Origin of the sequence: Bradyrhizobium sp. CCBAU 25338, from assembly GCF_028128965.1 — a bacterium.
GTDB lineage: Bacteria > Pseudomonadota > Alphaproteobacteria > Rhizobiales > Xanthobacteraceae > Bradyrhizobium > Bradyrhizobium liaoningense.
The window spans coordinates 95,736-120,065 of the sequence record NZ_LFKY01000036.1 but is presented as its reverse complement, the minus strand read 5'-3'; the positions used below and the strand labels follow the sequence as shown (position 1 = coordinate 120,065).

Annotated in this window: 15 protein-coding genes and 1 pseudogene; 5 read left to right on the top strand and 11 right to left on the bottom strand. The window is 58.1% G+C overall.

What is annotated here, in order from left to right:
* The first annotated feature begins 317 nt into the window (after positions 1-317).
* The 4 genes from ACM42_RS17210 to ACM42_RS17195 all read left to right on the top strand — a co-directional run bounded on the left by ACM42_RS17210 (position 318) and on the right by ACM42_RS17195 (position 11,316).
* Entirely contained in the window at positions 318-3,557 is a 3,240-nt protein-coding gene (locus ACM42_RS17210) for an STY4851/ECs_5259 family protein (RefSeq protein WP_271529069.1), read from the top strand.
* A complete protein-coding gene (locus tag ACM42_RS17205) occupies positions 3,554-9,661 on the top strand; it encodes a DEAD/DEAH box helicase (protein WP_271529068.1) in 6,108 nt (2,035 codons plus the stop codon). The genes ACM42_RS17210 and ACM42_RS17205 overlap by 4 nt, the downstream gene beginning before the upstream one ends.
* 75 nt (positions 9,662-9,736) lie before the next feature.
* Entirely contained in the window at positions 9,737-10,900 is a 1,164-nt protein-coding gene (locus tag ACM42_RS17200; RefSeq protein WP_271529270.1) for a DNA cytosine methyltransferase, read from the top strand.
* Entirely contained in the window at positions 10,897-11,316 is a 420-nt protein-coding gene (locus ACM42_RS17195) for a very short patch repair endonuclease (protein WP_271529067.1), read from the top strand. The genes ACM42_RS17200 and ACM42_RS17195 overlap by 4 nt, the downstream gene beginning before the upstream one ends.
* Here the strand turns inward: ACM42_RS17195 and ACM42_RS17190 are convergent.
* The 10 genes and pseudogenes from ACM42_RS17190 to ACM42_RS38705 all read right to left on the bottom strand — a co-directional run.
* Positions 11,275-12,150 (bottom strand): hypothetical protein, encoded by an 876-nt coding sequence (locus tag ACM42_RS17190; RefSeq protein ID WP_271529065.1) that lies wholly within the window; start codon positions 12,148-12,150, stop codon positions 11,275-11,277. The genes ACM42_RS17195 and ACM42_RS17190 overlap by 42 nt on opposite strands.
* Positions 12,151-12,595: 445 nt before the next feature.
* Positions 12,596-13,600: a hypothetical protein gene (locus ACM42_RS17185; RefSeq protein ID WP_271529063.1), complete on the bottom strand. Its 1,005-nt coding sequence runs from the start codon at positions 13,598-13,600 to the stop codon at positions 12,596-12,598.
* Positions 13,601-13,940: 340 nt separating this feature from the next.
* Positions 13,941-15,239, bottom strand: coding sequence for a hypothetical protein (locus tag ACM42_RS17180; RefSeq protein ID WP_271529062.1), 1,299 nt, complete (start codon positions 15,237-15,239; stop codon positions 13,941-13,943).
* The gene (locus ACM42_RS17175) at positions 15,236-15,592 is read right to left on the bottom strand and encodes a plasmid mobilization protein (protein ID WP_271529061.1); all 357 of its coding nucleotides are present in this window, start codon (positions 15,590-15,592) and stop codon (positions 15,236-15,238) included. Before ACM42_RS17175 ends, ACM42_RS17180 begins: the two co-directional genes overlap by 4 nt.
* Before the next feature lie 104 nt (positions 15,593-15,696).
* Positions 15,697-16,503 (bottom strand): hypothetical protein, encoded by an 807-nt coding sequence (locus tag ACM42_RS17170; RefSeq protein WP_271529060.1) that lies wholly within the window; start codon positions 16,501-16,503, stop codon positions 15,697-15,699.
* 1,142 nt (positions 16,504-17,645) lie between these two features.
* Positions 17,646-18,524: a hypothetical protein gene (locus tag ACM42_RS17165; protein ID WP_271529059.1), complete on the bottom strand. Its 879-nt coding sequence runs from the start codon at positions 18,522-18,524 to the stop codon at positions 17,646-17,648.
* Positions 18,521-19,642, bottom strand: coding sequence for an AAA family ATPase (locus tag ACM42_RS17160; protein ID WP_271529058.1), 1,122 nt, complete (start codon positions 19,640-19,642; stop codon positions 18,521-18,523). The genes ACM42_RS17165 and ACM42_RS17160 overlap by 4 nt, the downstream gene beginning before the upstream one ends.
* Complete coding sequence (locus ACM42_RS17155) at positions 19,635-20,810, bottom strand: DUF262 domain-containing protein (RefSeq protein WP_271529057.1); 1,176 nt, start codon at positions 20,808-20,810, stop codon at positions 19,635-19,637. Before ACM42_RS17155 ends, ACM42_RS17160 begins: the two co-directional genes overlap by 8 nt.
* Positions 20,811-21,123: 313 nt before the next feature.
* Positions 21,124-22,758, bottom strand: a complete 1,635-nt coding sequence (locus ACM42_RS17150; RefSeq protein WP_271529056.1) for a hypothetical protein — start codon at positions 22,756-22,758, stop codon at positions 21,124-21,126.
* 12 nt (positions 22,759-22,770) lie between these two features.
* A pseudogene (locus ACM42_RS38705) lies at positions 22,771-22,926 on the bottom strand (DUF6538 domain-containing protein); the annotation flags it as partial.
* A gap of 291 nt (positions 22,927-23,217) precedes the next feature.
* Here ACM42_RS38705 and ACM42_RS17145 point away from each other — a divergent pair.
* Positions 23,218-23,580: a DUF1428 domain-containing protein gene (locus ACM42_RS17145; protein WP_271529055.1), complete on the top strand. Its 363-nt coding sequence runs from the start codon at positions 23,218-23,220 to the stop codon at positions 23,578-23,580.
* A 17-nt stretch (positions 23,581-23,597) separates the two neighbouring features.
* Here the strand turns inward: ACM42_RS17145 and ACM42_RS17140 are convergent, their stop codons facing one another.
* Entirely contained in the window at positions 23,598-24,269 is a 672-nt protein-coding gene (locus tag ACM42_RS17140; RefSeq protein WP_271529054.1) for a TetR/AcrR family transcriptional regulator, read from the bottom strand.
* Between the last annotated feature and the right edge of the window lie 61 nt (positions 24,270-24,330).

Below are 24,330 nucleotides of genomic sequence, written 5' to 3'. Positions count from 1 at the left end.
GATGAGAGGTGGGAATCAACTGAAGCGGTAACCCCCACAATTGTCCAACTAGCTGACGGGGTTGAAGGGCTTGTCAGTTCTGGCGGGGGTCAACCTTCGGCGCCAATAAGGGGTCAAATCGCGAGCCGAATCACAACTTATCCCACGATCGATCATTCTTTGGTCTATTGAAACACGGTACGCCGTTGAATTTTCTCGCAAAAGTTGTAGCGTTTTGGACGGGGGCCACAAGTAATCGGCGGCAATGAATGAATGGGTCCCCTAACCAAGGGGCGACTGTGGGAGATCGGGGAGAATTCAAGACTGCGTTTTACGGTTTGCTGGACGCCAAGGGTCTGGACTTTCCCGACGCTCGACCGCTGTATGCTTACCGATTCACGCGTACCGACTATGATCATCTCTGCAGCATCCTCAAGCAGGCTGGTCCATCTGCAGTTTTCGACCGGCATGGCGCCGCGCTCGTCGTCGCCTACGTGGCTGAATGGTTCCGGCGTGAGCGGAGCGGCGGTCATTGGGATTGGATTCGGCCCCTAAGGAGCATTGGATGCGAGTATGGGCCCCATGCTCGCATCCAATACCGAGACATCGAAAACCTGGTGAGTTCTGGTTTGACCGCGTGGCGGCGACCTGAACCAAGAGGCAGCGAACGGCTCCTTGCAATCGTAAGAGAGGCCGGTTTCCCCGTAGCCTCGGTTCGAGAAGATCCGCGGATTGCGTCATGGCTCAAGAATGCGGTGAGATGCGCGGAGAAAGGTTTTTCCGTTCGGGATTCAGTTGGCGCAGAAGCTTGGCGCGTGTCGGATCGGTTGGCCCAAGCCCTGTTCGAGCCAGCCGCTGAACTGTGCGAGAAGATCGTAGAGCTGCGCGCTTGCCTACCCGCACAGCAGGAGCGGGGAAGCGACCCGGTCGACTACCTCGATCAGACGAGACCTAACTGGCGCCATGAGCTTCCCTTCGACGTGGAAGGCGAAGACGTCCGTACGATGGTGGAGGAGATCGTTCGGCTGCGCGAAGATCCTGGAGCCGCCCTGGATGTAATTCGCACTCTCGTTCTGTCCGATGATGGATGGCATCCCCGAGCGTCACTTGGATTGTCCGGCAATGTTGACCTGAAGCGACTACCCCCTAGCGTTAGTGACGCCGTGCGAAATGGTCGTCGAGTTCGAATCTTTCCGCGGCCACCGTTCTGTGACGAACTCGTCGCCGTGGCGGCCATAGAAACGGTCGAGGCTGATGACGAGCCGGTGCACGAACTTCGGCGGTTCGTCACGACCTTTGAAGCTCCTCTTGCTTTGGCAAACGAAGCGCGTCTCCTCGTGCAATCCGGAAATAGTACGATCGGTGAGTTCATTGCGCCTGGCGGAGACTCGCTGCTTCACCCGATCATTGCTCTTCAGGTCGAGCAAGTGAGCGAGGACGGCGCGCCCAAGAGCCTGCGAGTGTTAGGAACTTCGCCGGCCCAAACAGGTCGTCCCGTGCTCGCACTTGCAATCCGAGAAGAATCTTTCCATTCGGTCTCATTCTCCGACGGCTTTACCGACCTTGGACGTTGCGTTGGATCCGACCATCGCGTCATCAGCTTCCAAGGAACCGCCAGCATCATGCTCGGTGGGACGCATTGGACATGGCGTACCGCCGCCGAACGTGAGGTCGACGGTCGCTTGGTCCTCGTCGGAGGCCTCGTGCCGAGCGTGCGAGAGCCGGTCTTTCTTGGCGTTCCCCAAGTGTGGATCGAGCGCGAAAACCATTTGTCGACCCCGCGCCGCCAGTCGCTTCATTGGCGCCCGCGCGGAAGAGGGATTTGGCATCCGATCGACAAGGGTAAACCTTGGGGTGACGTGGACCTGGCCGTCATCGAAGACGGCGAGCTGCGTTATGCGATAGGCGCATCTATCGTCTCGCCAAGTTTCACAATCGAAGTGGACCGCCGAAATCGCGCGCTCCGTATTGCAGACGTGCAGACTCGGATCGTTGCGGCTCGCGCCGAGGATAAGTTGAACGTCCGATTGGAAGGCGAGCACGCTGTCATTGCCCTCGGAGTACCCACAAAAGCAGCAACAATAACGCTTTACCTCAGATGGGATGCCGAACTCCAAGTGACTTTTGCAGACCCGAGCTATGAGCTGCGAATAGTCGATGAGAACGATTTCCTCATGCGGTCGAGGACGACATTATCGGTCGATGCGCTGAAAGGGCTCCGGCTGATAGCAACACGGGAGGTTTCTCTGTGCATGGAATTGCGCGCAAACGATATTCAGCGCATTTCAGTCTCCAGGACCATCTCGGGAGAAGTGCCGCTTTCAGCATTTGCCGACACCATTACTCAGTTGCTCGGTAGTTCGGAAAACCTGGATGCTCGAGTCCGTCTCTCCGCCCTCGGCGCGAGCGATCACATAGCAGATGTTCGCTGGTATGATGACGAGATCGATCCCTTCAATGCACCACCCCCAAATGCATTCGCCGCGCTCGGTATCCTGCACCGACTTGATGTCCATGCATTTTGTCTAACGCGCCCTGCGGCCGGCATAATCGACGTTGACGCTCCCGCGAGCCAGGCAGTCATGCGATCGGAGCTTACGACCAAACTGCCGCCCGGGCCGTGGTTGATTTTTGGGCGGCGGCGACAAGGACCCAAGATTAGGCCGAGGATTGTCCCGTCGGTAGGAAGGAGGTCAACGGCTGAGGCTGAGAGTACGGCCTTGGAGCGAGCGATCGAGATTGAGGCATCTGGTGTACGTCTGAACGCGCTTTTGCACGCGTATTCGAAGCCCGATCAGCTTTCCATGCGCGAGCTTCGAATGATCATGGATCTTCTCGTGCTCTCAAGGAAGGAGGGGCTGCCGATTTCCTCCGTTGACGCATTGAGATTACTCGGGCGTTGCCCCCGTCTCGCCGTCTCGCTGCTCGCCTCTTGCGAGTCGCTGGCAGAACGCGCCGCGCTGCTCGATCTGCAGCGGGAGCTGCCCTTTTTGTGGTGCTCCACCTCCGTTGGGGATTGGCTCGAAGCGTTTTCGCTTCGCCTGAAGCAGATAGGCGAGAAGCTCGCTGCTGTCGGAATCGAGAGCGCAGCCGGGATTAGAAGCATAAGTGGTGCCCTTGATGATATCGTCAATCTGAGGCCCGAGTTGTCGGCACATGCAAAATTCGTCTTTCTTATTTGTGTCGCTGCGGAAATGGCCAAACATAGAAAGACGATTGATGGAACAACGCTCAATTTCCGTCAGTCCCCTCGTCGCGATGGAATTCGGCGGGAAGTGGATCGACTTATTGGCCGGCATGATGACGATACATTGCCTCCGCAAAGCATATTCAGCTCGAAAACCCTGCTCTCTAGGCGACCGTACTTCGAGCCTTATAACTCGAATTTTTCCGAGGTTATCGCGGCGCCGCTGCTCGTCGCCGATCATGCGAGCGGAAGAGTTGAGCTTGAGCAAGACGAACTACGGCGTAGTCGTGACGTGTGGCTGTACGATCCTGAGTATTTCGAAACGGTCTTTCCAATGGGGCTAGACGAAGCGCTTCGCAGCTCTGCGAGCGCTGAGAAGGTGCGGGCATGATTGATCTCGATCGCATGATGACGCGGTTGCCGGAGCAGGCGGCTGACGCCATCATCGGAATGTTGCGTCCACGCTCTCGCACCCTGGCGAGTTACTTGCGTAGCGTTTGGGGGGCGTCGGCCGGTAGCCCCGGCTCCCTGATTGCCGAGCCGTTCGTGGAAGGTGCTTTCCCCTGGCTACCATTGAAGGGAGGATGGTCCGGACTTGACCAAGGGATATTCGATCGTCGAACGATCGACGTGCTCAATTCGGTATCGTATCCGCCATATGCTCACCAGGCGGACGCTTGGAAACGCCTGACGTCCGCCGATCCACGCTCGGTGATTGTGTCCAGCGGCACGGGTTCGGGTAAGACCGAATGCTTTCTCGCGCCGATTCTCGATCGGCTCATTAGGTTGTCCGATGGGGGCCAAAGGCAGCTGGAGGGCGTGCGCGCTCTGTTGCTTTATCCGCTCAACGCGTTGATCAGCAGCCAGGAGGAGCGGCTGGAACGCTGGTTCGCACCCTTCGGAGGCAGCCTGCGATATTGCCTCTACAATGGCGAAACGCCTGAAACGGCCCGAGCTTCTGTGAGAGCCGAACGGCCGTGGCGTGTTGGCGACCGCACCGCGCTGCGCGCCTCACCGCCACCAGTGCTCGTGACAAATGCCACGATGCTGGAATACATGCTGATCCGTCAAGTTGATGCGCCGATCCCGGCGCGGTCTCGGGGCACGCTGGACTTCATCGTTCTCGACGAGGCTCACTCGTACATGGGAGCGCAAGCCGCGGAGATTGCGCTTCTTCTGCGCCGCGTTGCGCTCGCATTTGGCCGAACGCCCGATCAGATTCGCTATGTGGCGACCTCCGCCACCATAGGCGGAGCCAATGCGAGGGCAGAGCTCCATGATTTTCTCTGCAATCTCTCTGGCGCGCCACGTGACGCCGTGGACGTTGTTGAAGGTTATCGCGCGCCCCTACCGCTGATGCCGACCTCTCAAGAGGGTGGTCAGATTCCGGTAAACGACCTCTCCGAGTTTGATCCGCTGGAGAGCGGTCGAATACTGGCCGAATCGAAGAGATTGCGAGCCGTGCGAGAAGAGCTTCGGTCCGGCCAAATCTATTCCTGGCGTGCTTGGGCTCGCGAAACGGCGGCGCTGGGTGTTGGACAGAGCGATGCGACAAGGTTTCTTGTGGAAGCGGCCAGGGCGAGGGATCCCCAGGCCGACCCGGCGATGGCCGCCATCGGAGGAGATTCCATTCTACCAAACCGAGTTCACCTATTTCATCGGACGGTGAATGGGCTCTGGACGTGCATAAATCCCAACTGCTCAAAGAGTCCTGCACAGGGAGCGGACGGCTCTGATTGGAACTACGGAGCGATTTTCTCGGAGGCTCGCGAACATTGTCCGTATTGCGGGTCAATTGTGTTGGAGTGGGTCTGTTGCCAGCTGTGTGGCGACGGAGCGTTGAGAGCCGAGGAGCTTGATGGTGGCTCCAGAATTGCTGCATGGAGCGAAGGTGACGATGAGGATGAGTTCGAGCAGACGCTCGAGCGAGAGGACCCAAGCGAAGATTCAGAGGACGGTGATGGGGCAACGATAGATGCCCCCGCGCTTGTTTCACGCCGATATCTAACCTATCCCCCGAAACCTGGGTCACGTCGACTGGATCTGGATTTGAAAACGGGAAGATTGGACGGGAATGCAAATGTAACGTTCGCTGCAAGTCGGGACATCCTGGAATGCGCGTGTTGCACGCGCGCGCCAAATCGGTTCGATCCGAGTCGCGGTGCAATGCGCCCGGTGGTAGCAGGTGCGCCATTCCTGATGGCTCAAATCACCCCAGGCTTTCTCGCAGACTTGTCCCCGGAGCTCGATGCTTCCGAGCCACTTCCGTTCGATGGGCGTCGTCTCATCACGTTTACTGATGCCCGCCAGGGTACGGCGAGGCATGCGGCCAACGTCCAGGTCGCGTCTGAGCGGATGTTTGTACGATCATTCATTTATCAGTTCGTGCAAGAGGCCCCTCCGGTCAATCAACAAGAGCTCGAAGCGCTGAACGCAAGAATCGCGCGGCTCAGGGAGTTTCCGAACGATCCCGAGTTCGCCCGATTGGCAGATGACTTCGAGCGCCAGCGATCGGCGATGCTTGATGGCGGTGCGAAGCGGTGGCGTGAACTGGTGCAAAGGCTAGCTGCGCACACCACGGTCAATACTTTCCTGAGAGACCTTTGGACCACAACTAATCGAGACGATCGCTTTCAAGACCCAGAGGTACTCGCAGAATTTCTGCTGTACCGAGAAGCGATGAGACGGCCAGTCCGTGCGAACTCCGCGGAGACGCTCGGATTATTCCGATTTGAACTACCTGGGATTGACCGCGCGGAGCCGCGAGTGCCTCCGGCGGCGCAGCGCATTGGCATGACCGATGAGGATTGGCGCGATCTACTTCGCCTCTTGGTCACGCACTTCTTGCGGACGAACGTCGCGCTCGACTTTCCACGATGGTGGTTGAGTTGGATAGACCGACGCCAGAGCCATATCGAGGTCAAACCGTGGAGCCCTGGGGAAAAATCAAGCCGATATGTGCGTCTTTGGCCAAACGCGCAGGGCCCGCGACTAACGCGCGTAGTACGGCTTCTGTTTCAGGCCCTGCAACTCGATCCTGACAGTCGCACTGACAAGGACAGCGTGGACGAAGTACTCACGGCTGCTTGGCGAGCACTCTTTCGTTTTTTGACTACCTCGGACAACGGATTCCGTTTGCGGCTGGGAGATCTCGCTGTTGCTCGAGTCGACAGGGCATTCTGGTGTCCAACAACGAGAAGGGTGCTGGACACGACCATTCGAGGACGAAGCCCCTATGACATCGACGGGGTTCACCCCGTCGCGACACCCATTACAATGCCACGCCTGCCATACTCTTGGCGTCGGGATTCGGTCGGGCAGATCGTGACCGAAGACCGGATCGACAACTGGCTGGCAATTGATCCGACCGTTGTGTCGCTTCGAAGTCTTGGAAGATGGGGCGATCAACAGGACCGTGCGGCGAAATTCTCGCCTTGGATACGCGCGGCGGAACACTCCGCACAACAGCCGAGTACAGCACTCCGCCGGTATGAGAGAGAGTTCAAGGCCGGTAGGATCAATGTTCTTGGCTGTTCTACGACCATGGAAATGGGTGTCGATATCGGCAGCATCGAGGCGGTGCTGAATACGAATGCACCGCCAGAGATCGCGAATTATCGCCAGCGCGTTGGTCGGGCAGGGCGGCAGCGTCAGCCGATCGCAGTAGGACTTACGCTCTGCAAGAATCGTCCACTGGACCAAATGACGATTTCGAATCCAATGGAGTATCTCCAACGTCAGGTGCGAACGCCTCGGGTGAGTCTTGACAGCCCGACCATCGCAACGCGTCATGCCGCTGCACTTCTCTTGTCGGAGTATCTTTCAAGCCTTGGATCGGAATTGCATAAGCTGACCAATCAGGCATTTTTTGGTCTCGCGGCGGAGGCGAACGCACCGACTGATCCACCACCGGCCTCGGCCTTCATGGCTTGGCTCGATACCGTCCCTTCGACTCCGGCGCTGTTGGACGAGTTGACATCGTTGCTGGCCGGTACTCCCGTCCGGCCGGGTTGGGATCTCGTTGAAGTGCTGAGAGCTCGTGTGGATCGGATCCACTCCGAGATTCAGGCTGAATGGCAAGCGCTGGCGCCTGTCACCCCGGGTGGCTTGTCTGGAGATGCCGAACTCGCGGCAATCAACAGGGCGCGAGAAGTTCAGAGACTTCGTTTGGAGAGAGGGTATCTACTAGGTGAGTTGGCCGGCAGAGGCTTTCTTCCATCCTATGGCTTCCCAACCGACGTCGTTCAATTCGTAACCGAGACAGCCAGCGAGAGAGCGGCACGAGCGCGCCGAGTTGAGGAGGGGGAGGCGCCGCAAGAGCAGAGCTTCGGTCGGGGTTATCCGTCGCGGTCACGCGAAGTGGGTATCTATGAATACGCGCCAGGCCGTGGGATCGTTGTAGATGGTGTTGTTCGCGAGTCTGGAGGCGTCACTCTCAACTGGCAAAGGCCCATATCACAAGATGGCCTTCGCGAGATACAAAGCTTGAGAACGATGTGGTCCTGTAGAACCTGCGGCGCCCTGAGCTCGAAACCGTCCGCCGTTGGTCAAACGCCCTGCATCGAGTGCGGATCGAGTAGCTTCACGCCGATCCGGTATCTAAGTCCTGGAGGGTTTTCGGTCGATGTTCGGTTCAAAGTGCACGATGATCCATCTGATCTCGGCGGATCGAGGGTTATAGACCCGTGGGTTTCGGCGCGAGAGGCGCCGTGGCGCTCACTGCCAGACCCTGACATTGGCCGCGTGCGTGCAAGCGCGGACGGAACGGTTTTTTGGTTCAATCCCGGGGATCATGGACACGGGTATGCAGTCTGTCTTCATTGCGGCCGTTCTGAGGCCGAGACAGTGGCGTCTGGCGGGCCTGGCCTAACAGGCCACAGGCCGCTGAGAGGTGCGCCAATGGCGGCCGATGGTCAAACCTGTACTGGCGCTCCGGAATACTCGCCCTATGCGGTCGTAAGAAATCTCAATTTGGGGCACGAAATACGTACGGACGTCTGCGAAATCCAGCTCTATGACTGTCGTTCGAGGGACGTTGCGTTGACGATCGCTCTCGCGCTACGTGAAGCCGTAGCCAAGAAGCTGGGCATTGACGCCGACGAAATGGGCTTTGCGGCGCCAGCTGCGCCAAATAACCGCGGCGCGGATTCTTATAGCGCGGTGATATTCGACAGGGCCAGCGGAGGAGCGGGTTTCTCGACCGTGATTGCGCGTGACCCTGTGGCTTATTTGAGGGAGGCGCTTGCTTTCCTCGACTGCTCGGCAATAGGTCGATGTGGAGACCGAGATGCGGTGCGGGTTTGTCCGCGTTGCGTTCTCGCACCGGATGCGCAGCACACAGTAGAAGGCACGGATCGCTTGAGTGCCCATGCGTTGCTGGCGCAGTTACTCTCGCGCATTTCACTTCCTGAGCAGCATCGCCTGTTTGGGGTGGAGACGGTGTACGAGTCGGCTGCCCTTGCGGACGCGCTGAACGATTTGATCTCAACAAACCCAGCGGCCGACCTAACGCTGATATTGCATGGTGACCCAAGTGCGTGGGACTTTGAACGATGGCCGGCCGCCTCCGTCGTAGAGCGGTGGGGCGCCCGTGGGCGCAGTGCGTCGGTCGAAGTGAACGGGGCGATCTTGCAGCAAGCGGATGCAGTTACTCGCCGGAGAGTTGTTCTTTGGCTCGAAAGGGCGAGAGCTTCACTCCGGAATATGTCTCCGGGCAACGAGGACTTTCTTGCGGTGGTCACCGAGGCCGGACGAGAAATCACCGCGTGGCGATCGCTTGATCGGTCGGCTTATTCCATCGACCTGAATTGGGCGAGCACCACAGAGGCTCCCGTCGTCCGAGGCAACCTGGAAGCGGCGCCCGAAAGCACGGGGAATATCGATCCTCACACGTTGCTTGTCGAAAGAATACGTGAAGCTATCTTCGAAGTCGGCGCTGAACTTGATGGGCCTGTGGATGGCTTTGGAAAGCGGCTCAAGGCTATCATCGCGGGGCGGAACGATACTCTCGCGGCCGTGCTCTCAGAGCCCTGCATCGAACTGCGGTACTCAGATCGGTATCTTTTCAGTCCTCTCGTAGTAAGGCTTGTTTCCGAGCTGTTGAGAGGCTTTTCCGATCAGAACACTGAGATCGTCGTAGACACTCTGCTGCAACGCCGTGACCAACGTCGCCCAAAGATGGGAACGACGGTCAAAGATGATTGGGCAGACATGGATTCTCGTACAGTTGTTTTTGAACATCTGCTCAAGGGGGTGTCCGCTAGAGCAAGGCTGGGACTACACCAGGATCTCGCTCACCGTCGTCGGCTCAGTTTCCGTACCGCTCGAGGAGAAGGGACGATTTTCTTCGATCAGGGCGTCGGATCGTGGAGTCCCGTGGGGTCAGTTGCCTTCAATCCAATGGCCGCAATTGCGGACCAACTTCAGGCAGTTCAGGCACCATTTCTTGTTAAGAACGGAGGAAATGGCACATTTTTGGCGTGCAGGTTGGATTGACGGATTGGGAACGAAATGAGAACAGTGTTAACCTGACAAACGGGTGGTGCTCGATTCGCTGAGTTGGGGTTGGAAGTGAAGGTCGCGGGATTATTCGCCGGCGTTGGGGGATTGGAGCGGGGCCTTGCTGCGGCGGGGCATGAGCCAAGCCTGCTTTGCGAAATTTGGGAACCCGCTCGTGCCGTCCTCGCGGCGAGGATGCCTGACGTTCCTTGTAAGCGGGACGTTCGAGACCTCAAGACCCTGCCGAGGGAAGTCGACCTGATAGCAGGCGGATTTCCCTGCCAGGATCTTAGCCAGGCAGGCCAAACTCTGGGTATTGGAGGCTCTCGGTCTGGGCTAGTGGGTGAGATCTTCCGTCTGCTCGACCGACGGCGCGTGCCATGGGTCGTGCTTGAGAATGTTTCATTCATGTTGCAACTCGACAAAGGAAGCGGCATGCGCACCCTGGTCGAAGCATTTGAGGAGCGCGGCTATCGCTGGGCTTATCGCGTCGTGAATAGTCTCTCGTTCTTGCCACAACGGCGGGAGCGTGTGCTTTTCGTCGCGACTACGACTGACGTCGATCCTGCTTCGGTCATTCTGACGGACGAAGCTGAGCCAAATGTGCTCCCAACCAATCTCGATGCGTATGCTCACGGCTTCTATTGGACCGAAGGAATACGTGGTCTCGGGTGGGCCCCCGATTCGATTCCTACATTGAAGAATGGCTCGACCGTTGGGATCGCTTCTCCCCCCGCGATCTTGCTGCCATCAGGGGATGTCATTACACCTGACATTCGGGATGCAGAGCGCCTTCAAGGGTTTCCGGAGAATTGGACCCGTCCGGCAGAGCAGGTTTCTCGTGCTTCACTTCGCTGGTCGCTCATCGGGAACGCCGTCACAGTTCCGGTTGCAGCGTGGTTGGGCAAACGCCTAGCTCGACCCGGCAAGTATGACGCCGATCGAGATGGCGCACTACCTGCGAGTGGCAGGTGGCCAACAGCGGCACGCTATGACGGCAACGGCCGATATGCAGTTCGAATCAATTCCTATCCGAAATGGGAAGCGCGACCCGCCTTAACGCAGTTTCTCCGTCACGATGGAAAACCCCTTTCGGCGCGGGCTACGCGAGGATTTCTTTCGAGGACCGAGCGAGCAAAGCTGCGCTTTGCGGACGGCTTTCAAGATCGACTTCGCGAGCATCTCTTTCGGATGGACGCCCTTGAGAACCCGAAATTCGCTGTTGCTGCCGAATGAAGGCAGCGCGCCCCGATGCCGAAACATCCGCACGAATGGCGCGGATCAGGCAGAAGGGTACGAAGATTGAGACGATCGTCGCGACCGTGCTGCGCGATCTAGGGGTCCACTATCGCAAAAACGTAAAGAAGCTTCCCGGCAGTCCCGATTTTGCGAACCGCTCAAAACGCTGGGCTGTCTTCGTAAATGGGTGCTTCTGGCACCATCACAAGGGTTGCCTCAGAGCGACAATACCCAAGTCAAACCGGAATTTCTGGCTTGCCAAATTTCGTGACAATAGACGCAGAGACGCACGAAGCATAACACTTCTTAGGCGGGAAGGTTATCGCGTCATCATCATATGGGAGTGTGAAGAGAATCAAATCCGAGCCAAGCTAACTAAGATCCTTAAATCGCGTCGCGTAGATGCCGGATAGCCGAGCAATCATGTTTTCATAGTTGTATATATCACCTTTGGGCGGCGCCGGCGGTCCACTCACGAGCTTAACAGCGCTCCCGTCGTTGGCCATATCTATGACGACGATCGAGATCGCATCATAGCCAACGTCGCCTACCTTTGAGCGACGCGGGAGTTGCTTGATTTTGTCAATCGCTAGCTGGGCATCGCGCGGCTGTTTGTGCTTACTCCACTCTGGATCTGACGACTTGTTCTTCTTGTTCAAATCTGGACTAAGGTAATTCTCTGCGACATTCACCATGGTATACGCGACTGCGACTGCCTGATCACTCGCTCCGTGAACCGTGAGATGCGACGAGTTTAGTTCGTCGTACAGGCGAGGAAGTGCACGCTGATGCGCGGTCATGCAGGCTTTGGCCTCAAGCGCCATGATTACCGACCCGACAGGGGCACGAACGAGTTGCGGAAGCGTGTCAAAGGCGATCCGCTCTTCGTCGGTCAGTTCGATTTGATAGCTTCTCCCCATGCTTGCCAAGGTGTCCGCCGTGGTCGCGCCGCCAGGCGTACAGAGTACGAGATCAAGGTTCTTTTTCCGGTCGTGAACGAAGTCTCGCATTTCATGATTGATGCCGAAGCAAACCGCGCCAGCTTCTACGTGACGCCTCAGAAGCGGAGTCGAGACCATCAAATCGAAGATCACGCCCCAGCAGGCGATTTTCGAGTGATGGTCACTGCGCGAGTGATACTGCCAGTCATTATGATAACGATCTCGAATGTTGGCCGACGACAATGTTCGCGCCAGTATTGCAGGCCCATTCATCCGCACCTCGGTTTTTTCGGTCCAATTTCTCACGTTTATCTGATTCCCGTGGGCCGCGGCCTTCCCAATGGACTTCCAGCCAATGGGTCTCGCGATTTGCCTTTGGCTAGGTAGCGAGTCAGCATCAACTGACGGCCTCGGATTACGCCTATCGGTCCCATAGGCTTCAATGGCGTCGAGGGCCCCACCACAGGCGCTTGGTGACGGCGAGGGCGAGAAGCGTAAGCACGCCGATCGCCAGGGGGCCGTCAGCCGCGCCCCGTAGGATTCCTAGAACCTCAATCGATAAATGACCTGTCATAGGGCCTCCGCTGTACGAGGCCGTCCAATGTCATCACATTGGGATTGGCCGCAACGCAACCTCCGTGCGTTGAAGCCGCGCCCAATCGGCGGGGAGGCCAGCAACGCACCCGATGCGAATAGGATAGGGGTCGAAGCCCTGTTCGTCGGCCGAGAAGGGGCAGGAACGGTCGAAAACCTAGTTTTCGGCTTCGGATTCGCGCTTGATGGCGTCCATCAGTTTGCGGGCGCGGATTTTGATCGTGCTCTCGGCCGCGTCGTAGCCGTGCGCAACGATCCAATCCTGCATTGCTCGGATGATGTCAGCTTGAGTCTTCGGCTGGAGGTCGCCGCGAAAGTGCTGGAAGCAAAGATCAATGAGGCACTCCTCCCACCAGTCGGCTGGCGGCCGGCCGCCGGGCTGAGCTGCGGCCTGGTTCGACGCCGGAGGAGCGGGCGGGGGAGAGGGGGCGGGCGGGATCATCTTTTCAACATCCGAGCGCAGAAATGAGACGCCAAATGCCTCGAAGTGAATCTCACGTGTGGAGCGAAGCTCGCGGGGCAAGTTGTCGCCTTTCACCCAGGTGTCAAAGTCACCCGTCCGCCAATTTTGGTGTAGGGCCTCGTATCCCTCAGCCCACCAAAAGAAGGCGGGCAATTCCGCGTTGTCGCGCGGCCTGCCCGCGATAACGAGACGCTGCGCATGTGAGCGCACCAGTCCGGCGTGCGCACGCTTGCAAATGCTCCTTTGCGCCGTCATCTCACCGCCAAGGCTCGGCTTTAGAAGCCGAATGGCCTCGCCGGCGCTGATCCACTCTTCTTTGCTTTCCACCTTCTCGGCGCGCGCGAAGGCCGCTCTCTGCTGATGTCCAATCTCGCAATTGCGTAGCATGATATCGGTGCGCTGTTTGAACACGGTGCTATACTGGTTCGCCAGCTGCTTATGCTCTTGCGGAAAGCCATTAGGTGGCACCACGCCAAGAAGAGAGCTGTTCATATTGTCGAGGTGAGGGCGCGCCCAGGCGACAACCTCAGCCGGCGCGCGCTCCATTCGCTCGATGTAGTCGAGCACTATCGTGAGCGCCCTGTCGGACGCTGCCTTGTGTATGTCGTCTGCCTCTTTTATCGCCGCGACGATGACGCCACTGCTCTGAAGCGCTCCCGCCCTGATGGCATCGCTCTTGATCTGGTTGATTCGTTCCATCAGCTTATGCCGGCTATCGTGCATCAGCATCGATAGAGCTATGTCTAGGTCGTTTTTGGTCGGGCGCTCGAACATCCATCACCGGTTGATGTTGAAAGTGTATGCCTCTCACAAGGCTCACGCATTTTTCAGGTCGTTAGACTAGCGCGGTTGTCCGTAGCTGCGCGGTATGAGGCGTCGATTTCGATGGAATGCAAGATACCGCGTTCTTAGGCTTGTCAAGGGCGGCCGGTGGCCGCCGCTTCGCGGTGAAACCCTGGACAAGCCTAAGAACGCGGAAAGGGGGCATCCATGCGAAATGACGCCGGCCTGGACGCCCGGCTCGCGTCAGACTGACTGCCTAGGGGTGGTATTTCGGCGGCGGTATTGGAACGCCCCAGATATCCCAACGCTCTTCACGGATCTGAGGTGGCGGATCCTTTTTCATGAATTCAGCTATCGTTGTTGAGCGGGCAAGGCCGCGCCCGAGGCCTCTAAGCAGGATCATCGATCGCCAATACTCGAATTTGCGAGAAGGAATTCCAATTTCGAATCGATCTCCTGGAGCAAGTCGGTCTGGCGCTGCGAGTGATCCGCCAAGGCTTCGAGGAATTTCAATGTCCGAGAGATCGGGTCTTGATCCGCATTCGAAGCTTCGGGCTCCAACAGGCCCAAGAGTGGGCTCAATCGGTCTAGCTGATCGGCGATTGCTTTCGACTGATCGAACAGCTTCCTGCCGTGCGCGACCGTCAGCGGGCGCTGGTCCTGGTTGCGTTCGTTTTGCGGCTGGTTCATTCGGATTCTCCATGAGGTGACGGAATTCATGGCGCTTTATCCCTAACAGGCGGTCCGCAGCGCCGATCAGATGGCCTTCTCCATCGCGGACCACCCAAACGTTTCTCCGGTTGCCAGGCACCAGCTCAAACCCGTTACCCTGGAGCGCAGTCTGGAAGCTGGCCGCGTTCCCGGTCACCGACCAGAGGGCAGCGACGGTTGCCTTGGCGACCGGCAGGTTCACGCCCTGACGCTTGGCCCGCTGACGGGTTTGGGGCGACATGGCCGATCGCGGGCGCTCGGGGCCTTCGCCGAGCGCGTCCACTAACCACCTCCGAATGTGCGTGAGCCCGCGCTCGTCCAAGATTTTCAAGACCGATTTATGATGCCGGCCCAGCGTTGGCGGAAATTCGCCGAGCTCGTATTCGCAAATGCGAGCGATCGCCTCGGTGCGGATCTTGGATCGCCCGTCCTTTAGTGCTCGGCCCACGGCGGCGGAGTCGGTTGGTGCCAGGACGTTGGCGAGGACGAGATGGGCATGGGATGGTGCAGCATCTGGTGTTGCGCGTTTCTTGACGTGACGAATAATGACGTAGGCTCGTTCGCCTTCGGGGTCCAGCTCCAGCCTGGTTCGATTGGCACAAGCGCGAAGCTCATCCTTCGTGCAGTCGCGCCGCGGGCTGATGGACAGGTGATGGAATCCGGCGGTGGCCTTAGAACTATCCCTGAGGAGCTCCATGTCGCGAATGACGCCCTCGATGTCGGTAGCGGCGCAATTGCCGATCTCGAGCACCTCGATCGCTTCGTTCTCGGGCTTGAGAAGATGCTGGACCAATTGCGCGCCGTCCCGGCGCGTTCGCCCATGTTTGGAGATCGTTATGATCATCGGCTTTCGGGTCTGTGAAAATTCAGGACAGCTTCCCGCAGCTCGCGAAGCTCCTTCCGCACCTCCTCGACGTCGAGCCCCCAAACGTCAAATCCGACGTTGTGATCACGTGCAAGCTGATTGAGGGAATTTCCGATCTTGCCCAACTGGCCGGTCCATCTTGCGAGCGCGATCGCGTGTTCGTCGGGCCTGCGAGGGGCCGGCGCGGGCGTGCGACCGACCGCCTTCACCACGACCATGCGAGTGTAGCTGCAGATGCCGAGCCCGGCCGACGTCGCCGCGGCGAGGATCGCTGCGTGCTCTTCGTCCGTTAGCCGGACCCTCACGACGGAACTGCGCTTGGCTTTCTTCATAGGGGTTCCACAGGGGCCGCGGCCCCTTGGCCAGGAGGCGTGGTCATTTGGACCACACGCCCCCGCTGGCTATCCCAATCTGCCTTCACCATCTCTCCCTGCCTTCAGATCTTCGGCCTGGGTAAATTGAGCTGAAGATCTTCGCTGGGGGCTCCGGATTCATCCGGATTGCCCCGCTTCATCACGCGCTGTCCTCTCGTCAGCCATCCGTCGATCAGCCGCCAAGCGGAGAGCTTCAAGGTGTCCTGATGGAGGTACCCGCTACCCAAATCTAGAATCTCCACGCGACCGCCTTTGCCATGTTCAATCGCCCGACAGATCAAGGGTCGGTCGAAAGAATCCACGACATGGCACTCGCGCGCGCTGGCGGCGCTGTCCGACTTGTCCGGCTCCGGGATGCCGCGCGGAAAGAGCCTCTTTACGTAGCGGTTCAAGAGATCTGCCGTCTCTCGGCTCGCACAGAGCGGGATTTCCCGCCAGATGGCTTCGATGAATACCCTCGGGCTAGCCTTAGCCCTCTTGCGCAGTTTCTCATATTCGGCACCCTCGTCCTGATGCTCAAGAATCTCGGGCACCTTCCTACCCAGCCCGATCAGGGCCTTGACGAAGTCGCCTAGGGGGTGACCCAACTGTGCCCAGGCGACCACTAGATCATGGGCGGTCGGCTGCACAGGAAGAGCGGTGCCGGCGAACTGGCCCACCATCTTGGATAGCAGCCTCAGCGCCAGCCGTGGCCCGGAGACCGGCGAAAGTCGTACTCGGCGCCGCTGCTGCGTCCGCGGCTTGCGACGGGATTCTGGTCCTTTCTTCGCTGTCCGGATGGCCGGAGCACGAGCCGTTGTAGGCAAACCGAGAAGACGCCCAAGCGCGCTCCAGATGGCGGAAACGGGATTTACGATCAAGGCTTTCATTTGAGATGTCCTGTATGCGGGAGTCAGCGATTGACGACGTTCGCGAACAAATCCAACGGCACCGCCTGCCGATCTGCCGCGCATTGATGCTGACGACGCGGGTCGCGGCAGTCCTGCCGAAGGAGTTCGGGCAGGGGGTAAGCGAGCTCGCTCGGAATCGGGCGGGTCCGCGGGACCCCGCATCCGTCAATGATCGCCACGGAGTTCACGAGAGCCTCCCGTAGCCGTCGGATTCACGCGTCCCCTGGCGTGCAGTTCCTTCCATGCGTCTTTGGCAATACCGGTGCTGATGTTGCCGACGAGGTATTGCTTTCGGGCAGCCGAAGTCTTCTCCCAGCCGGGAAGCTGGCTCTTTGCTTAGAGAATTGATGAATTGCTCAACGTCGGAGCCTCGCAGCCGCATTTTCAGAAGCCTTACGTATCTGTTCCAGAATTTCCGGAACCCTTCCGGAAGCCTCTGACTTCCGCGGCACAAAGAACGGTGAGAATTACTTGGAAGAGAGACGGGCCCGGTGCCGACGGATTCGTCCCCGCGCCGTGGCGCTATCCAACTGGACACGAGCAGGGACTGCGCCGTCCAAGTGTGAGATTGGGGGGTACGGTGTCGTCGTTTCGACACCCCATCCGCGCGCTATCGGGACCGGGGATCCCCGCGCAGGCCAGGCTCCGTCAGCGTGCAAGCACCTGGTACACGCTGATGTCCCAAGCCTCGCGCCCGGGGGAGCTCGCCTTCAAGATCGGTCGCATCAGAGCGAAAGTCAAGGAAGTGCCACCCATCCACATCTCATTCGGTGGGCGCTTTGGCTAATTTCCAAAGTCAAAAAGGGACCGCCGATCCCTGTGCCATTGACGGCCGATATCGCGCTCGACCTTTCAAAGCCCGGCTGGGCCGGGCCGGCTCCACGCCAGCCGCTTTGCGGCTACGCGGCCCCGCCCTGCTGGTTCGGCCCTAGGGTAACGATCCCTTCTGTAATCCGATCTCCGACGTCAACCCCCATTCAAGGTGAGCTATTTCACTGAACGCTACCGAAAGTTCGGCTTTCCGCACCTATGTCGCCCGGCTTGAGGTCTACGTCCAAGCTCAGCGTGAAGCCATTCGCGAGCACTAACAAACGTTCCACGCGATCGTGTTAGTGTAGGATCTACGTCGAAAGATGCTCACAGAAAATTCCAACCAGTATTGGCCTCTGTGAAACTTTGTGCTGTCCGAAAAAGAAGTGAATTCTGTCTCTGTGCGGTTCAAGCTTGAGATGCCACTCACAACGTACTTTAATTTTGTCAAACAACACGTCGCGTTCGGCCATTGCGGCTCTATTTCGGTGTGTATTAGGTGACTCGGGGCTGATCTCGAACCCTGAAAGAGCCTGGAACGCGCGAGCCAACTCGTGGGAAGAGCGACCCTCTGCCAACAAACTTGGAAGATGGTCATTCAGCGAGCTTAACGCTGATGTGAGGACGCTGCGGAGGTCAGGGCCGAATGCTCTGCTGAAGCGAGATAGTTGGGGCTCAAGTTTGGGATGGAGATACAACTCTGGGAACGCTTTGATTGCATTTGATAAGAACTGCGCCTCAGAGAAATTTCCCAGGTTGGCGGCGTCGCGATAGAACGCAATCGCCTGTGCGGAGCTCCCCACCAAATAGACGCGGTGGCCATCCACATCCATGACGCCGTCAAATTGCGGCAATACTGCGCAACCTGTGGCCCTCTGTCGCGCGACTTCCTCGCAGACAAACTCAAAAGACGTCCGGAGCTCACCTTCAAGGAGATCCCAATCTGGCAAGGCATCGATTTCTCTGAGCAGCTGGCCGGCAATATCCCGGTCGAGACGTCCATTCTCAAACAGAATGTTGAATAAAGCCTGCTCGCCATTTACGTTGGCCACCCAAATGCTAGATCGCTTCTTGACGGCGACGCCTTCCTTTCGCCATTTCTCTAATAAGCCAGCGATCGTCAGGAATTCGCTCTCAAGACTTTCCTCAGAGGCGCGGAGGCGTTCTTCGTCGAGCACCAAAGTGATCATTTGAGTGATGGAAAGCGTGCTTTTACGATGGCAGCGATGTCTATCTCGGCTTGATCGAAGAATGCGGCTGGTCGGCTAGAGAGACTACCATGGTCGGTGATCTCAATTTCCTCTTTCGTTACGTTGCCGCCTTCTAACGTTAGGTGGTTCATGACCACATGCGTTGGCATGAGTGGATGATCTGGATCCACAACCGATCGTCTGATGCCGTTGAGAACGTGATCACTGTGGGTCTCGATAAACACCTGAATTCCAGAAGCTGCGATCCGAGCCAGAAATGCCCCCATGGACGATTGAGCAGACGCGTGAAGATGCGCTTCCGGGCTTTCCACCATAAGCAGGGATCCCGGCTTGGCAATCAGCCCTGCGACGACAATCGGGAGGCAATAGGATACGCCGAATCCTGTATTGCCTGGCCTCTCCCATTCAGACGATACGCCCCCACGTTTAAATCGAATTGTCGCGAGATCAACATCGAAGGCAGGATCGACCCTGATTTCTACTCCAGGAACGAAGGTCGACAGCCAAGCTTCGGCTTGTTTCAGCAGGCGCTGACCTTTGGCCGCTGGATGCTCTAGGTTGGGAAGAACCTCATCGCGCTCGCAACGATTAAGGACGTCTGCGACGTGTTCACCTCTGTAGCCAATTGCTAGTAGATCTTTTGGAACAGATTGGACTTCTGAAGAGATGCGTGGGCCAAAGCGGTCAGAGCATAGATATGTGAACTGGCCCAGTCCGCGTTTGCGTAGTGATGCCGGTGCGCTAGTGCTGAATTTGAAATCCACGTATCGAGCTGTTTCAACGTCCGCTGAAAGCAGAAGGCTATGCGTCGATTGCCCTTCGACAATTGAAATAGTGATCGTTGAGCTGGAACCTACGTCGACATCGTGTCTGAGAATGTCCGTAAACTCACCGAGGTTCAATCCATACGGTCCATTGAGGGGGATAGATGGAGAGGACTCGTTGGCGTGGAGGCTGGCCAATCGCAAAAGCAAGACAGATTGTAAGACGGACGATTTTCCAACGCTGTTTGTGCCAGTGAAAAGTGTTAACGCGCCACACCTGAATTCAAGGCCTGTCAGACACTTGAAATTGTCTACGGAAATGAGCTCAATCATTTTCGCATTCTCGCACTAGATCTAGGACGCGATCAAAGCGAGTAATGATTTTTTGCGGAGAGCTGGTCCCAGTTGAGATGGCAGAGATGAAATCTCCATCATTTGTCATTAGGCTTCTAGCGCCGTCGACCAAAGGACCTTTCATGCGCTCCAAACGATCGGGTGAAATGTCCGACAGCGCTACCGACCAAACGTCAAAAAGTGCGCGATTAATCGGGTAAAGGTATCCATAACCCTCTGGCCACTTCCGAAATGCGTGCTGGCCAAAAAGAAGGCGAGCATTCTCCATCGCGCGCACGAAGCCATCAGCAAGTGTGCGCAGCTGTCTCGCCGTTACTTCGTGCGAATTGTCAAGCAGTTGATTGATTTCCGTCAGGAATTCATCCATCGAGCCATAGCGCTTGAAGTTGGCGATATCCCCGATCAATTTGAACGCGGTGAAACGTAGCGCAAGCTCACGATCGACCATACGCACGTGATCGATTATTGAACTACCCATGGTTTCGCGAAATGCCGCAGTATCGCACAAGTCTCGGAGAAATTGCCGAGAACGATCCTTGCTCATGCAATGGCGGATTTCTTGAGAATTCAAGGGACTCCCGCCAGTGTTGATCCTTCTAAAGATGTCGAACTTCACAGCCACTGGCGTTTGAGGGTCAATGACATTGGCCGAGATCTGAGTGTTGAGGATTCGCCGGGACCAAATCGTTCCTTCGATGTCGTTGTATGTCTTTCCCTGAAGTTCGTCGCCGAGATATTCGAGATGATCGAGTGGTAAGTTTCTGTCGCGAACGAATTCATAGATCGTAGACAAACGTTGGACGCCATCGACTACCTGTAACCGGCCCTCCGCATCCGCGGAAAAGTAGAACGCGGGGAGAGGTATTCGGAGGAGGATGGACTCAATGAGCAATGATTTTTGTCTGACGCGCCAAACCCGTCGCCTTTGGAAGTCTGGAGCAAGATCGAGTTCTTGATCGTCGATCATGTCGATCACTTGCCGAACCGAATATACTTTCGGATCGACGCGAATAAGCCGGGGGTCATACGGGCTAACTACCGTCGCGGAGTCGTCTTCCGGATCAAGTTCGACGCCGGTGGGCTCGTTCTCGTCATACTCTTCGAGAACGTCAGAAGGTCTTGCAGGTTCGACAGGTCGGCGGGCCAAACTTGTATCTCCACGAAGACTTTGTCTGTGCGCAGGTAGGCTGGCTGTAAGCGATACCGTTGAGCGCAAAAAGCTTTATCGCTCAAAGGTGTAAACGTCGAGTGTCGCCTTCGGGTCACGTCGACCGATCGCTAGGAACAGTGCGGCTGGTCGATTGTCGCTTACCACTGCTCTAAGGCAACAGCGCAGCGTCCGCATTAAAAAGGTAGTACTTTCAACAAGCTAATATCAAGGCGACCTAGAGAGCTCTAAGCAGCACAATCCTTTAGGGTCTCCGGCAGGAGGAGAGCTCTAGTCAGCTTTCAGCAGCCATTCAACGTCGCTTCTTCTCCATCTCCCGCTCGGCAAGGGCGGTAAAAAGCCCAAGCTCCTGGTCACGCTCGGGCGCCGGAACGCCGCGTACGCCGTGGTATCGAAGCAAGCTCAGATCAGCGGCAATCGAAATCGAATTCACCAAGCGCTTCAAAATCGGCAAACGGATTTTCTTGGTGTAACGATCGCCTTCAGAACGACGAATAATGCTCTCATGGCCAATCAATTCGTCGATCCACGCGGTGTTTATGCCTGCCGTATTCTTCAAATCGGTTTCGACACATCCACGAAATGAATGAAAATCCACCCTGGGTCGATACACCTTGATCGCCCGACGATAATAGGCAAAGCGGTCGGAAAACGCGGCCGAGCGTCTTTTTCCCGGCCCTTGGGGGATCAATTCCGGAAACAACGGCGCGTCAGGATCGCGACCGATCACCCGCTGCTCCATAAAGCCCATGTCGAGAACGAGGTCTGCGAAAGGCACGTCGCGCGTGGAGCCGCTGTCCTTGCCGTCCAGAATTTCGAGGTAGGGGATCGATCCCTCATCTGTTTCTTCGATTTTCACGCTCCCGACCAACGCATCGCAGATCTCGTTTTCGCGGGTGCCCATCGTGCGGGCCAGAAGCGGCATCCAGAACAGCGCGTCGCGGTGGATTTCCTGCCCCTTTTTGGCGCGCCGGTGGATCGAGGCACAGCCGGTGTAAAGCGGAGACTCGAACAGTTGGCGCTCCAGCGATTGCGGCCAGTTGTGGCGTTCGTCCCTTGCCTTCTTCCCCTTGGCCTTCGGAATATGAAGACCGGCGAAGGGATTCTGCAATTCCGCCGACAGCTTCTTTTGGCTGACGAGATAGTCCCAGTACTCTTTGAGATTGGCCACATGCTTGTTGACCGTGCCCTTCTGCATGCGGTCCGCTGGCCGGAGACTGCCGCCTAGGGCGATCAAATGATCGATGGTCTTGGATGCGCGCTTCCCTCGCGAGTAGTTCCCAGGCAGCTGCATCATGGTCGCCTTGAAATTCGTGGCGATGGGCTCGCTCAGGAGGCGTGCGACCGCGAGGCCTGGATTGATCTTGTTGAAGAGATTGAGGCTGCCACGCGCGTTGGCCGCCGTATCCGTTTTCCACTCCTGGACGGCCAGTTTGTGCCTCTCGAAATCGTCCCAAAACGCCGTGAAGACAAACGACCCTTCTTTCACGGGCTTTTTGGCGATCGGGGGCGCTGGCTCGCGCGGGATCGGGACCGCTGTCTCGCGCAACTCGTCGCACAAGGTGGCGTAGCCCCGCAGGATGGTGCGCTCGAACAGACGCCCCGCAACGGTGGCGGGATCCGCGGACACGCCAATCTCGCGCGCCGCGCTTTCGACAATGGGACGATACCGGTCCATTGCAGGGTCGCCCCTCAGGGCCTGGCCTATCGCCGCCTTCTCACGCTCAGCAAACTGGTCCGACAAGCGCCGAAATAGGCAGTCGAGTTCGCGCGCGTCTTCCTCCGCCATCCGTTCAATTTCAGGGTGATCGAAATATTCGATACCGGTCGTTGCCAGCCGAACTTCGTGGCGCCAGACGCAATCGTCAATCCAGCCCCTAACCATGCCTTCCAGCTCGGCCCGGGTCGGTAACTTCTCAGAGGTCATGGTCTCAATACGCAGAACTAGGTTGAGCGCCCGCCGACGCGCGACCCTGAAATCGGTCGTTCGGAGGCTGCGGATAAGCTCCCCGGAGAAACCCGCTCGTGCAAGGCGCGCCGGCCATCTGTACCGAAAAAAGTATGTATAACCGCGGCGGCGGAGATAATGGGGCATGGGCGCTTGCGCTTCCGGTGGACCATGGTTGTGGACCACCATCTGCCGGCGTCAAAGGCGCCCGACCCAAGCCATTGATTAGATTCACCCATTTCCGAGTCTGGTTGGGACTCCAGGTTCCCCAGCCAGCTCCCGGTACTTCCCAAGGTGTGGTTCCAATCCCGAGCAGGATGGCACGTTGATCGGCTGTGTCGCCGCTCGCGACGCTTTGCCTCACTCGCATTCGCATGTCCGGGTCGGATCGCCGCGCGCAGTATCGTCCTTGGGCCGTACAACCCAAGGAGATCCCTGATGCCCTATGTCGATGGTTTCATTCTTGCCGTGCCGAAGGACAAGATCGAGGCCTACAAGGTGCTGGCGAAGACCGCCTGCGCGCTCTGGATGGAGCACGGCGCGCTCGATTATGTCGAATGCATCGGCGACGACGTTCCCTACGGAGAGCTCACCTCGTTTCCGCGTGCGGTGATGGCGAAAGAGGACGAGGTCGTGGTGTTCGCCTGGATCGTCTACCGCGACCGGGAGACCCGCGATGCCATCAACAAGAAGGTGATGGAGGACCCGCGGATGAAGTTCGAGGGCATGCCGTTCGACGGCAAGCGCATGATCTACGGCGGCTTCACGACGCTGCTCCGGGCGAACGACATCGTTGGCTGACAGCAGGGGCGGAAAGCCTATCTCGCGGCAGGTTGACCGACCTCCGCCTGGAGCAACAGCGACAGGCAGCCGGCAAGCCGCGTCTCCATCTCTTTCGATGCAAGCGACAGCGGGCCGGGATCGTTGAGGATCGCGTTCACCAGCGTGCCCAGCACGACCTGGAAGCCGAATGCGATGGCGCGGGTTTTCGCCGCTTTGCGGCCCTTGCCCATGGCCGGCAGCAGGAGAGGGGTGGCGCGCGTCGTGCTCGCCTGGGCGAGCGCCTTGAACGGCGTCCATTTGTCCGGGCGGGTATCGTCATGTTGGAGCGTGGCGCGCAGCACGCCCTCGTGGCTGCGCATCCAGGCCACTATGCCGCTGACGATGATCTGGCAGAGCTGGTCGAGGCTCGTATCCGGTGACGGGCGCCTGATGTCGCCCAGCCGCTGCTCGCCGTCGCGCGCGGCCAGCGCCATCAGGGCGTTGAAATAGGCCTCCTTGCTCTCGAAACGGCTGTAGAAGGCGCCGACGGTGGCGCCGACCTCGGCGCAGAGCGCCTCGATCGAGAGCTCGGCAAGGCTGCGCGTCCGCAGCATGTCGGCGCCGGCGCGCAGCAGCGCCAGCGTCGTCTCGCGGCTGCGCTTCTGCCGCGACGGGGCGACTCCGGGCAGGTCGAAATCGCGAAGCTCGGGCTCCGGACGTGGCCTCATCCGTGCTTGCATCCCGCCTAATTTCGTAATCATAATTCTGATTATAATTTTAAGCCCGGGC